Origin of the sequence: Salinisphaera sp. SWV1 (assembly GCF_052044155.1) — a bacterium.
GTDB lineage: Bacteria > Pseudomonadota > Gammaproteobacteria > Nevskiales > Salinisphaeraceae > Salinisphaera.
Window position 1 is genome coordinate 115,318 of sequence record NZ_JBQDYE010000009.1, and the last position, 11,187, is coordinate 126,504.

At 67.6% G+C, this 11,187-nt stretch carries 12 protein-coding genes; 8 read left to right on the plus strand and 4 right to left on the minus strand.

Features of this window, described 5'->3' with window-relative positions; genetic code table 11:
- Complete coding sequence (gene sucC / locus ACS8YF_RS06610; protein ID WP_440849428.1) at window positions 1–1,164, minus strand: ADP-forming succinate--CoA ligase subunit beta; 1,164 nt, start codon at window positions 1,162–1,164, stop codon at window positions 1–3.
- Window positions 1,165–1,359: 195 nt separating this feature from the next.
- Between sucC and ACS8YF_RS06615 the strand changes: the two genes are divergently transcribed.
- From ACS8YF_RS06615 to ACS8YF_RS06650, 8 genes are all read left to right on the plus strand, one after another.
- Complete coding sequence (locus ACS8YF_RS06615) at window positions 1,360–1,575, plus strand: hypothetical protein (protein WP_109994001.1); 216 nt, start codon at window positions 1,360–1,362, stop codon at window positions 1,573–1,575.
- On the plus strand, window positions 1,572–3,173 hold the full coding sequence (locus ACS8YF_RS06620; RefSeq protein WP_440849429.1) for a sensor histidine kinase: 1,602 nt from the start codon (window positions 1,572–1,574) through the stop codon (window positions 3,171–3,173). The genes ACS8YF_RS06615 and ACS8YF_RS06620 overlap by 4 nt, the downstream gene beginning before the upstream one ends.
- Window positions 3,170–4,549, plus strand: a complete 1,380-nt coding sequence (locus ACS8YF_RS06625; protein ID WP_440849430.1) for a sigma-54-dependent transcriptional regulator — start codon at window positions 3,170–3,172, stop codon at window positions 4,547–4,549. Before ACS8YF_RS06620 ends, ACS8YF_RS06625 begins: the two co-directional genes overlap by 4 nt.
- A gap of 30 nt (window positions 4,550–4,579) precedes the next feature.
- Window positions 4,580–5,806 carry a type II secretion system F family protein gene (locus ACS8YF_RS06630; RefSeq protein WP_440849431.1) on the plus strand — a complete coding sequence of 409 codons (1,227 nt, stop codon included), beginning with the start codon at window positions 4,580–4,582 and terminating at the stop codon, window positions 5,804–5,806.
- Window positions 5,806–6,681 carry a prepilin peptidase gene (locus ACS8YF_RS06635; protein ID WP_440849432.1) on the plus strand — a complete coding sequence of 292 codons (876 nt, stop codon included), beginning with the start codon at window positions 5,806–5,808 and terminating at the stop codon, window positions 6,679–6,681. The genes ACS8YF_RS06630 and ACS8YF_RS06635 overlap by 1 nt, the downstream gene beginning before the upstream one ends.
- 94 nt (window positions 6,682–6,775) lie before the next feature.
- The gene (coaE, locus tag ACS8YF_RS06640; protein ID WP_440849433.1) at window positions 6,776–7,417 is read left to right on the plus strand and encodes a dephospho-CoA kinase; all 642 of its coding nucleotides are present in this window, start codon (window positions 6,776–6,778) and stop codon (window positions 7,415–7,417) included.
- Window positions 7,418–7,514: 97 nt separating this feature from the next.
- The gene (zapD, locus tag ACS8YF_RS06645; RefSeq protein WP_440849434.1) at window positions 7,515–8,285 is read left to right on the plus strand and encodes a cell division protein ZapD; all 771 of its coding nucleotides are present in this window, start codon (window positions 7,515–7,517) and stop codon (window positions 8,283–8,285) included.
- A 173-nt stretch (window positions 8,286–8,458) separates the two neighbouring features.
- The gene (locus ACS8YF_RS06650) at window positions 8,459–8,674 is read left to right on the plus strand and encodes a DNA gyrase inhibitor YacG (RefSeq protein WP_440849435.1); all 216 of its coding nucleotides are present in this window, start codon (window positions 8,459–8,461) and stop codon (window positions 8,672–8,674) included.
- 59 nt (window positions 8,675–8,733) lie between these two features.
- On the opposite strand, the gene ACS8YF_RS06655 is transcribed toward ACS8YF_RS06650, so the two are convergent.
- From ACS8YF_RS06655 to ACS8YF_RS06665, 3 genes are all read right to left on the minus strand, one after another.
- The gene (locus ACS8YF_RS06655; protein WP_440849436.1) at window positions 8,734–9,705 is read right to left on the minus strand and encodes a Nudix family hydrolase; all 972 of its coding nucleotides are present in this window, start codon (window positions 9,703–9,705) and stop codon (window positions 8,734–8,736) included.
- 1 nt (window position 9,706) lies between these two features.
- The gene (gene argJ / locus ACS8YF_RS06660; RefSeq protein ID WP_440849437.1) at window positions 9,707–10,918 is read right to left on the minus strand and encodes a bifunctional glutamate N-acetyltransferase/amino-acid acetyltransferase ArgJ; all 1,212 of its coding nucleotides are present in this window, start codon (window positions 10,916–10,918) and stop codon (window positions 9,707–9,709) included.
- Window positions 10,919–10,966: 48 nt separating this feature from the next.
- On the minus strand, window positions 10,967–11,187 hold a 221-nt coding region (locus tag ACS8YF_RS06665; RefSeq protein ID WP_440849438.1), incomplete at its 5' end, for an SEC-C metal-binding domain-containing protein.

Consider the following 11,187-nt stretch of genomic DNA (forward strand, 5'->3'; position numbering starts at 1 on the left):
CTAGCCGCGGGCCTCGGCGACCACCTTCTTGGCCGCGTCGGTCAGGTCCTGCGCGGCGATGAGGTCGTAGTCGGATTCGTCCAGCAGCTTGCGGCCTTCCTCGGCGTTGGTGCCTTCCAGGCGCACGACCACCGGTACGTTGATGCCGACGTCCTTGGCCGCGGTGATGATGCCTTCGGCGATCAGGTCGCAACGCACGATGCCGCCGAAGATATTGACCAGAATGGCCTTGACGCCTTCACCGGCGGTGATCAGCTTGAACGCCTCGGTGACGCGCTCGGTGGTGGCGCCGCCGCCGACGTCCAGGAAGTTGGCCGGCTCGCCGCCGTGCAGCTTGACCAGGTCCATGGTGCCCATGGCCAGGCCGGCGCCGTTGACCATGCAGCCGATGTTGCCGTCGAGCTGGATGTAGTTGAGATCGTGCTCGGCGGCCTGGGCCTCGCGCTCGTTTTCCTGGGTGATGTCGCGCATGTCGGCAAACTCTTTATGCCGAAACAGCGCGTTGTCGTCGAAATTCAGCTTGCCGTCGAGCGCGACCAGGCCGCCATCGCCGGTGGTGACCAGCGGGTTGATCTCGACCAGCGAGGCGTCAGTCTCCATGAACATGTCGTACAGGCCCTTCATGACCTTGACGAACTCGCCGACCTGCTTCTTGTCCAGCCCGAGGAAGAAACCGAGCTGACGTCCCTGGTAGGCCTGGAAGCCGGCCGCCGGGTGGATGGCGATCTGGGTGATCTTCTCCGGCGTGGATTCGGCGACCTCCTCGATGTCCATGCCGCCTTCCGGCGAGGCGATGAAGGTCACGCGGCGCGTCGCGCGATCGACCAGCACCGAAAGATACAGTTCGTTCTGGATATCGGCCGGCTTTTCCACGTAGACCGCATTGATCGGCAGTGCCACGCCGCCGGACTGGTGCGTGGTCAGGCTCGAGCCGATCATCTCGGACGCGACCTTCCTGACCTCGTCCACGCTGTCGACCAGCTTCACGCCGCCGGCCTTGCCGCGCCCGCCGGCATGGACCTGGGCCTTCACCACCCAGCGTTCGCCGCCGAGTTCCTTGGCCACCGACACGGCTTCATCGGCCGAGCGGGCGACCTTGCCCTCGCCGGCCGGCACGCCGAAGCGTGCGAAGATTTCCTTGGCCTGATATTCGTGAACGTTCATGGGATCGCCTCGATTGCAAACAAACTGAAAAACGTAAGAAAGCGGCGCGCATTGTCGCGTCTTGCGGCACCGATCACAACTTGGCCCCGACATACGGCGCGGGTTCATCGCCGTTCACCCCGGCCATGAATTGCTCGTGACCGGCGCACGGCTTGGGTATGCTGCACGGGTGGGGACGACAACAACGCCAAGGTCATGGCCCGCCTGATTCTGATTCTATGCGCCATCGGCGCCGTCTGGCTCGTGCTGCGTCGCGCGCTGCCGCGCCGTCCGGTGGATGATAAGGCCGACAAGCGCGCCGCGTTCACGCCGACCGTGCGTTGCCATGTTTGCGGCGCTTACCTCGATCGGCGCCTGGCTCGTCACGATACCCGGGGCTATTGCTGCCAGAGCCACGACGAAAGCGCATGAATCGGGACGCTCGGCGCGCGCACGTCGTGCATACGGGCACGACCTGGCGGTCCGCGGTCACCTTGTCGTTCTATCGCAGCGCGATCGCCTTCGGGCTGGTCGCCACCCTCAGCGCCGGCAATGGCCACGGCCTGTTCGCGCCCGATTTTCCCAGCCTGTTCCGCGCCGTCTGCCTGACCTATCTGGCACTGGCGGTATGTCTGGCCGGGGCCGCGCTGGTGCACTGGCCCCGGCTGGCGGTGCACCTGTTCGTCCAGATCCTGGTGGATGTGGTGATGATCGTGCTGGCGAGCTTCAGCGGCAACGGCGCCTCGGGCGGGCTGGCGATGCTGCTGCTGGCACCGTTGGCCGCCGCCGGCATTCTGCTGCCGTCGCGCCTGTCCGGACTGCTGGCCGCGCTCGCGGCGCTGGGCTTGATCGGCCAGGAGATTCTGCGGCACTGGCAGCTCGCCGACGCCCCTACCGATTTCGTTCAAGCCGGCATTCTCGGGGCGTTGTACTTCGCCACCGCCTTCATGGCCTACGGCCTGGCCCGCCGCATCCGGGTCAGCGATGCATCGGCGGCCAGCCATGCCAGCCAGGCGCGCGACATGGCCGAATTGAACCGGCGCATCATCGATCGCATGCAGACCGGCGCCATCGTCGTCGACGCCGACGACCGGATTCAGATTCTCAACCACGCCGCGTTGGAACTGCTCGACTACTCCGACGCCGAATCGCCCCCGGCAACGCTTACCGACCTGCCGCCGACCTTGACCCAAACACTCGCCACCTGGCGCAGTCGGCATGCCGTCCCGCCGCTGATCGAGGTGGCCGGGCGTCCGTTGCAGCCGCAGTTCTCGGCGCTGGGGGGCGACGAGACGCCGACCCTGATCTTTCTCGACGATGCGCGGCGCGCCAGCGAGCAGGCACAGCAGATGAAGCTGATGTCGCTCGGACGGCTGACCGCGAGCATCGCCCACGAGATCCGCAATCCCCTCGGTGCAATCAGTCACGCCGAGCAGTTGCTGGCCGAATCACCGAGACTGGGCGCGGACGATCGCCGGCTGCTGGCCATGATCCATCGCCATTGTCAGCGCATCGACCGCATCATCTCGGACGTGCTGGGTCTGGCCCGGCGCTCCGCGCAACAGCCGCGCATCCTGGAACTGGCCGCCTGGGTGCCCGAGATGGTCGCCGATTATCGCGAGACCCGCGACGACCCGCCGCAGTTTTCGCAACTGGGCGACTGGCCATTCCACCGCATACGTTTCGATCCGAGTCAGTTGCGCCAGGTCCTGTTCAGTCTGTGGGACAACAGCAACCGGCATGCGCGGCGTGATCGCGCGCCCCGGATCGAGCTTCACGCGCATATCGATGCCAACCGCAACCTGGTGCTGGATATCGTCGATGACGGGCCCGGTATCGCCCCCGATCTGCTGGATCGCATCCTCGAACCGTTCTTCACCACCGCGGCCGACGGCACCGGCCTCGGGTTGCACATCGCGCGTGAACTCTGCGAGGCCAACGGCGCCCGTCTCATCCCAATGAACCACGCGCGCGGGGCCTGCTTTCGTATATTGTTGCCGCGCACGATTGACGAGGACCCGAATTCATGAACGCCGCAGTCCAGAGCGCCGCACGCGCCCTGATCGTCGACGACGAGGCCGACATCCGCGAGCTTCTGGAAATCACGCTCGGCCGGATGGGCATCGAGACCGTGGCGGCCGCCGATCTCACCACGGCCCGGCGCCGGTTCGACGACCAACACTTCGATCTGTGTCTGACCGACATGCGCCTGCCGGACGGCGAAGGCATCGACTTGGTCCGACACATCAATGACCGGGCCAAGAGCTGCCCGGTGGCCGTGATCACCGCCTACGGCAGCGCCGAGGCGGCCGTGGCCAGCCTCAAGGCGGGCGCCTTCGATTTCGTCTCCAAGCCGATCGATGTCGCCGGGCTGCGGGCCCTGGTTGCCCAGGCGCTCAAGCTGGCCGGGCTCGAGCACGACGCCCCGCCCCACCCCTCGCTGGATGTGTCGCCCCGGCTGGTGGGTCAGACCGAGGCGATGGCGCGCCTGCGCGAGACCATCGCCAAGCTGGCACGCAGCCAGGCGCCGGTCTATATCACCGGCGAATCCGGTACCGGCAAGGAACTGGTGGCGCGCATGATCCATGCCGAGGGCCCGCGCGTGAGCGGCGCGTTCGTGCCGGTGAACTGCGGCGCGATCCCGGCGGCGTTGATGGAATCGGAATTCTTCGGCTACCTGCGCGGCGCGTTCACGGGCGCGACACGCGACACGCCGGGGCTGTTCGCGCGGGCGGACGGCGGCACGCTGTTTCTCGACGAGATCGCCGATCTGCCGCTGGCGATGCAGGTCAAGCTGCTGCGCGCGATCCAGGAGCGCTCGATCCGGCCGGTGGGCGCGACCATGGAAACAGCGGTCGACGTTCGTGTCGTGAGTGCCAGCCATCGCGATCTGTCGATCGAGGTGGCGCGCGGTCGTTTTCGCGAGGATCTGTACTACCGGCTGAATGTCATCGAGGTGAAGGTGCCGCCGCTGCGCGAGCGTACGGAGGACATTCCGGCACTTTCCGACCGCATCCTCGCCGGCCTGGCACGCAAGATGCGGCTCGACCGCACGCCCCGGCTGACCGACGAGGCGCTCGCTGCGCTGATGCGCTACAACTTTCCCGGCAATATCCGGGAGCTGGAAAACATTCTGGAACGCGCCGTGACCCTGGCCGAATCGCCACTGATCGAGCGCGAGTACCTGCGGCTGCACTCACCGCTGGCCGATGCCGTGGCCTCGAATCCGGCCGACATGGCGCCCGACGAATCCGTCGACCTGGAAAGCCAGCTCGAGGCCCTGGAGCGCGAGCGCATTCAAAGCGCGCTGGAGGCCTGCCGTTACAACAAGACCAAGGCCGCGCAGCGGCTGGGTATCACGTTCCGGGCACTGCGCTATCGCCTGGCCAAACTGGGCATGGAATAGCCGGGCCATACCCGGCGGCGAAGAGGCCTCATGGCAGAAACACGCACCGAAAACCATACGTTCTTCTGGATCGGCACCGACCGCAACGGCACCCGGGTGAAGGGCCAGACCGAGGGCCCGAACGAGGCCATGGTGCGCGCCACCCTGCGCCGCCAGAACATCAACCCGCTGCGCGTACGCAAGCAGACGAAACTGTTCGGCATCGGCGGCAAGCGCAAGAAGAAGATCAAGGCCGGCGATATCGCGATTCTCTCGCGCCAGCTCGCCACCATGCTGGGCGCCGGGGTGCCGTTGGTGCAGTCGCTGGACATCGTGGCCAAGGGCGCCTCGAATCCGAGCCTGGCCGAGCTCGTCAACGCCATCGGCGAGGACATCGAATCGGGGCTGCCGCTGGCCGAGGCGCTATCCCGTCATCCGCGTTACTTCGACGAGCTGTTCGTGAACCTGGTCGCGGCCGGCGAGCGCTCCGGCACGCTCGAGGATCTGCTCGACAAGATCGCCACCTACAAGGAAAAGACCGAGGCGATCAAGACCAAGGTACGCAAGGCCCTGTTCTATCCGACGGCGGTGATCATCGTAGCCATTATCGTCATGGGCATTCTGCTGTATTTCGTGGTACCGCAGTTCCAGTCGCTGTTTCGCGGCTTCGGCGCGGACCTGCCGGCGTTTACGCTGATGGTGATCGGGTTGTCGGAAACCGTGCAGCATTGGTGGTGGCTGATTCTCGCCGTCGTGTTCGGCGCCGGCTACGGTTTCGTGACCGCGCGCCGGCGATCGCGACGATTCCGGCGCGCACTCGATCGCGTGCTGCTGCGTGCGCCCGTGGTCGGTCCGATCGTCGACAACGCCGCCGTCGCCCGCTTTTCGCGCACACTGGCCACGATGTTCGCGGCGGGCGTACCGCTGGTGGAGGCACTGGATTCGGTCGCCCGTGCCGCGGGCAACGTGGCCTTCGAGGAAGCGATCCACCAGATGCGCGGGCAGGTGGAATCCGGCCAGCGCCTGGAGCTCGCCATGGCGAACACTGGCCGGTTCCCGAGCATGGCGCATCAGATGATCAAGATCGGCGAAGAGGCCGGCGCCCTGGATGCCATGTGCGGCCGCGTCGCCGATTTCTACGAGTCGGAGGTGGATGCCCAGGTGGACGGTCTGTCGTCCCTGCTCGAGCCGATGATCATGGCGGTCATCGGCGTGCTGGTGGGCGGGCTCGTGATTGCCATGTATCTGCCCATCTTCAAGCTCGGGTCGGTGGTCTGATGGGCCTGGCCGGCTTGCCGCCCGCGTTCGTCTATATCGCGGTCGCCGTTATCGGTCTGGTCGTCGGCAGCTTCCTCAACGTGGTGATTCGGCGCCTGCCGGCCATGATGGAAGCACGCTGGCGCCGCGACGCCGCGGACATCCTCGAACAGCCCGGACCCGAACCGCAGGCGGCGCGCTTCGACCTGGCGGTGCCGCGCTCGCATTGCCCGCGCTGCCAAACGTCGATTCGGGCCGCGCACAACCTGCCTGTCGTCAGCTATCTCATGCTGCGCGGGCGTTGTGCGGCCTGTGGCGCGCGGATTTCGTTGCAGTATCCGGCCATCGAGACGGCCGCGGCGCTGCTGGCCGTGCTCGCGGTCGCGCGCTTCGGCGCGACCGCCTGGGGCGGCTGCATGGTCGCCGTGTCCTGGACACTGCTGACCCTGGCCGCGATCGATTTCCGCACCCAGCTGCTGCCGGATGCGATCACCCTGCCGCTGCTCTGGGCGGGCCTGCTGGTCAGCGTGGTGCAGCTGGCGCCAACCGCACCCGGGCCGACCGATGCCATCGTCGGCGCGGCAGCCGGCTACGGGGTGCTGTGGGCGGTGTTCCAGGGGTTCCGGCTGGCCACGGGCAAGATCGGCATGGGCCACGGCGACTTCAAACTCGCGGCCGCGCTCGGCGCATGGCTGGGCTGGGCGCAACTGCCGCTCGCCCTGCTGGCCGCGTCGCTGGGCGGCGCGCTGGTCGGCGGCGCGCTGATCGCCTCGGGACGGCTGCCGCGGGGCGCCGCCATGCCGTTCGGCCCGTGGCTCGCATTCGGCGGCTGGCTGGCACTGGTCGCAGGCGATACAATCCTGCACGCCTATTTGACGTTTTCGGGATTGCGCTAGTGCCTGTGTTCGACGCTAACGGTCATCGGCGACAGATTGATGACAAAACGGCCGCCGGCCGCAACTTCGTTCGAACCGCTCGTGGAGACCGGGTATGAGTCGTAAACTTCGTGTCGGCCTGACCGGCGGCATTGCCAGCGGCAAATCCGTGGTGGCATCGGCCTTCGAACGCCTCGGCGTGACCATCATCGACGCCGATACCGTCGCCCGCGAAATCGTGGCGCCCGGGCAACCCGCGCTGGCAGAGATTGTGTCGCGATTCGGCGCGGATATCGTGGACGAGGCGGGCCGGCTCAAGCGGCATGCCCTGCGCCGCATCGTGTTCGACGACGACGACGCCCGCAGCGATCTCGAAGCCATCACCCATCCGCGCATTCGCAGCGAACTGACGCGCCAGAGCGATGCCGTGGATTCCGGTTATTGCATCCTCGTGGTGCCCCTGCTGGTCAAATCGCGCATGCTGGACCTGGTCGACCGCGTGCTCGTCATCGATGCCCCGGAGCCGGTGCAACTGGAACGCCTGAAGGGGCGCGACGAAATCGACGACAGCCTGGCGCGCAAGATGATCGCGGCGCAGGAATCGCGTACCGAGCGGCTGGAATACGCCGACGACGTGCTCATCAACACCGGGCCGCGCAAGGACATCGCCGACCTTGCCGCCGCCCTGCATGCCGGCTACCAGCGCCTGGCCCGCGGCGAGATCACCGACCTGCCGCCGCTGCACCTGCCGGGGTAGGCAGGCCTGCTGTCACCGGCGCGGTCCTGGTCGCGGCTTTGCGTGGCGGCCCCGGCGGCATAGACTTGTCGTCGACATTTGGACACGGGAGGCCCGCGTGACCGATGACGGCGTGCTCTGTTACGAACAACCGCTCAATGAACGGATACGCACCTTCCTGCGCATCGAGCACCTGACCGCCCGCCTGCGCCACCATCGCGCCGACGCGAGCGCCTGGGGCCGCCGTGCCACGCTGGATGCACTGCTCGATATCCTGAACGTCATGTCGCGTCACGATATCCGCGGCCAGGTGAGCAAGGAACTCGAACTGCGCCGCACGAACCTGTCCCAGCTGAGCGAGCGAGAGGACATCGACCAGAGCGCGCTCACCGGCATTCTGACGAAATTGGACACGATCGCGCGCGAGATGACACAGATTCCACCGCAGTTCGCTTCCTATCAACTGCGCGACAACGAATTGCTCAACAGCCTCAACAACCGCCATGCCATCCCGGGCGGCACCTGTAGCTTCGATCTACCGGCCTATCATCACTGGCTGGCCCAGGACGACGAGGCCATCGATGACGATATTGCGCGCTGGTCCCAGCGCGTGGAACCGGTCGAGCGTGGCGTGCAATTGCTCTTGCGACTGTTGCGCGACAGCGCCGAGCCGACCGCCGAGGTCGCCGAGGGCGGCGTACTCGTGCACAACACCGCCACCGGCACGCAGATGATCCGCGTATTACTGGACGACCCGGGCGTATTTCCCGAGATCAGCGGCGGACGGCACCGGGCCACCGTGCGTTTCATGCGCTACCAGGACAGCCAGCTGCACTTGCGACAGACCGAGCACAGCGTCGCCTTCCGCATGGCCTGCTGTCGGTTTTAGGGGCTGCATATGCACGCGCCGTGTCGCCCCGCGCCCGTTGCAGCCGCGCCGCGTTGCCAATGGCGCGCTGACGCGGCGCTCGACACGCCTTGCCGGGCGCGCGTGCCTGCCCCGGGCGGTCACGGGCAACGCCGGGTTCCCATGGCCGGGTTTTGTTCGCTACGCTTTCCGTCATGACTACGAAACAACACGTTCCCTGCCCCCAGTGCGGCGAACCGGTCGACATGACGCCGCAGAATACCTACCGGCCGTTCTGTTCGCGTCGCTGCAAGCTCATCGATCTCGGGGACTGGCTCGACGAATCCAACCGGATTCCGGGCCGGGACGGCTCGGCCGATACGACATCGCTGCCACTGGCCGGTTACGGCCAGGACGAGCCCACGCATTGAAGGCATGCGCAAGCGCGGCGGCGGGAGCCTGGCGTAATAAATAGCCGGTCGCGCGGCGCTCAGGCGTCCGCAGCTCCTGGCCACAGCCCGCGGATGGCGGCAATGCCCTGCGCGTTGTGTGCCAGTGCATCGCCCTCATCGGCGATCTCCAGGCCGCCGAGCGCATACACGGGCAAGGCGCGGTCCTCGCGCTGGTTCTCAAACCCGGGCCAGCCCAGCGGCTCGGCCTGGCGATGCGTCGTGGTGACCGCGACCGGTGAGACGGTGGCAAAATCCGCGCCCGCCGCGATCGCGGCGTCGAGTTCCGAGGCATCATGGGCCGAGGCCGCGAACCAGAGCTCGCGTGCCACGGGCCGGCCCCGGGCGGCGGCGATGCGCGCCGCACTCCAGTGCAGACCGTCGGCACCGAGCGCGTTGACCATATCCGCATCGCGATCGAGCAACACCAGCGCGCCGTGGCGATGCGCACGCGCAATCACCGCGGCGGCCAGCCGCGCATAGCGCGTAGCCGACAGATCCGGATCGCGCAGGCGCAACAGCCGCGTTCCCCGCCGCAGCGCTTCGTCGAGCGCGGCGAACCAGGCATCGCGATCGGCGCCGGTCAGACGCGGCGTGATCAGATAATGCCGCGGCAGCGCCAGCGCGGCCAGGATGACATCCGTCGCCGGCAGCAGTTCGATCTCGTCGAGCGCGTCGCGCGCGACCCAGCGCACGCTCTGCCCCTCGCGTCCGCCCGGCTCGCCGGTCCAGGCATGGATCCGCCACACATGCAGGCGGACCGGGCGTGGGCCGCGATCGTGGGCAAAACGAATCAGCGGCTCACCACGCAGATCGGTCACCCCGATCTCTTCGGCCAGCTCGCGGGCCAGGCAATCGAATAGCGTCTCCCCGGCTTCGCGCTTGCCGCCGGGGAACTCCCAGTAGCCGGCACCGGGGGTATCGGGCCGGCGTTGTGCGATCAGGACCCGACCCTGCGCATCGACCAGGACACCGACCGCGATATCCAGTACATCGCGCGCTTGGGATGTCATCTCAGCTTCGATACTCGGCGTTGATGCGAACGTAGTCGTACGACAGATCCGACGTCCACACCGTGGCCGCAGCATCGCCCCGCCCGAGCCCGATGTGTACCGTGAACTCGGCCCGGCTCATCACCTCGGCGGCATCGGCTTCGCGATAGTCGGGCAGCGGCTGGCCGCCGGCCACGATGGCCACGTCGTCCAGCGCGATCGCCACACCGTCGATGGCCAGATCCGCGACCGGCGCCCGCCCCACGGCCGCCAGAATACGGCCCCAATTGGGATCGCCGGCGAATGCGGCCGTCTTGAACAACGGCGAATGCGCGACCGTGAACGCCACGGCGCGCGCTTCGTCCACGCTGTTCGCGCCATCGACTGCGAGCGTGATGAAGCGCGTGGCGCCCTCGGCATCGCGCACGATGGCACAGGCCAGTTCGGTCATGAGGTCGCGCAGCGCCTCGACGAAGGCAGCCCAGCCCGGCCGGCGACGATCGATCGCGACCCCGGCGCCCGTCGCGCACAGCATGGCCGCGTCATTGGTCGAGGTATCGCCGTCGACCGTGATGCTGTTGAACGATACCCCCACGGCTTCGCGCAGGGCGGCGTCAAGATCGGCCGCGGGCACCGCCGCATCGGTGGCGACAAACGCCAGCATGGTGGCCATGTCCGGCCGGATCATGCCGGAGCCCTTGGCGATACCGGTCAGGGTCACGGTGCCACCGTCGAGCACCCGCTGCCGGCTCGCCCCCTTGGGCACGGTGTCCGTGGTCATGATCGCGCGCGCGGCTGAGCGCCAGCCATCTTCGGTGGACGCCTCGGCGAGGCCGGTAATCAGCGGCTCGATGCGCGACATCGGCAGTCTCTGCCCGATCACGCCGGTCGAGAACGGCAATACCTGCTCGGCCGCCACGCCCAGCGAATCCGCCACGCGCTGGCAGCAGGCCAGCGCGTCGGCCTCGCCGGGACGCCCGGTGCCGGCATTGGCGTTACCGCTGTTGATCAGCAGCGCGCGCGGCGCCGTGGTGGCCATGTGCCGACGGGCCAGCACCACGGGAGCGGCCGCGAACACATTCCGCGTGAACACGCCGGCCACGGTCGCGCCCTCGTCGAGCACGAGCAGCGCCAGGTCGTCCCCGCCCGGCTTTTTGATGGCAGCGTCCGCGGTCGCCCAGCGCACGCCGGTAATCGGGGCCAGCGCCCCGGGCTCGGAGAGATTCACAGCCATGGTCAGCGCTCGCGGGTCAACAGTGGCGCGAAAAAACAGGGCGTGGCGTCATACATCGCGGCCATGACAGTGCTTGTATTTCTTGCCGGAGCCACACGGGCAGGCTTCGTTACGGCCGATCTTGCGACCGTCGCGAACGAAGGTATCCGGCCGCAATGGCTCGTCCTCGCCCGCCGCCGGGCCGGCGCCAGCCGGTTGGCCGGAACCCGGCAGGTTGGACCGGGCAGCGCGGCGCCGCCAGACATCGAGCGCGAGCCCGCAGCCCGGGC

Bases quoted from the DNA above. Each gene is read 5' to 3' on its own strand.
- ACS8YF_RS06650 (WP_440849435.1), top strand. From the start codon at position 8,459: ATGACTACGAAACAACACGTTCCCTGCCCCCAGTGCGGCGAACCGGTC.
- ACS8YF_RS06620 (WP_440849429.1), top strand. From the start codon at position 1,572: ATGAATCGGGACGCTCGGCGCGCGCACGTCGTGCATACGGGCACGACC.
- ACS8YF_RS06615 (WP_109994001.1), top strand. From the start codon at position 1,360: ATGGCCCGCCTGATTCTGATTCTATGCGCCATCGGCGCCGTCTGGCTC.
- ACS8YF_RS06635 (WP_440849432.1), top strand. From the start codon at position 5,806: ATGGGCCTGGCCGGCTTGCCGCCCGCGTTCGTCTATATCGCGGTCGCC.
- argJ (WP_440849437.1), bottom strand. From the start codon at position 10,918: ATGGCTGTGAATCTCTCCGAGCCCGGGGCGCTGGCCCCGATTACCGGC.
- ACS8YF_RS06630 (WP_440849431.1), top strand. From the start codon at position 4,580: ATGGCAGAAACACGCACCGAAAACCATACGTTCTTCTGGATCGGCACC.
- ACS8YF_RS06625 (WP_440849430.1), top strand. From the start codon at position 3,170: ATGAACGCCGCAGTCCAGAGCGCCGCACGCGCCCTGATCGTCGACGAC.
- ACS8YF_RS06655 (WP_440849436.1), bottom strand. From the start codon at position 9,705: ATGACATCCCAAGCGCGCGATGTACTGGATATCGCGGTCGGTGTCCTG.
- sucC (WP_440849428.1), bottom strand. From the start codon at position 1,164: ATGAACGTTCACGAATATCAGGCCAAGGAAATCTTCGCACGCTTCGGC.
- coaE (WP_440849433.1), top strand. From the start codon at position 6,776: ATGAGTCGTAAACTTCGTGTCGGCCTGACCGGCGGCATTGCCAGCGGC.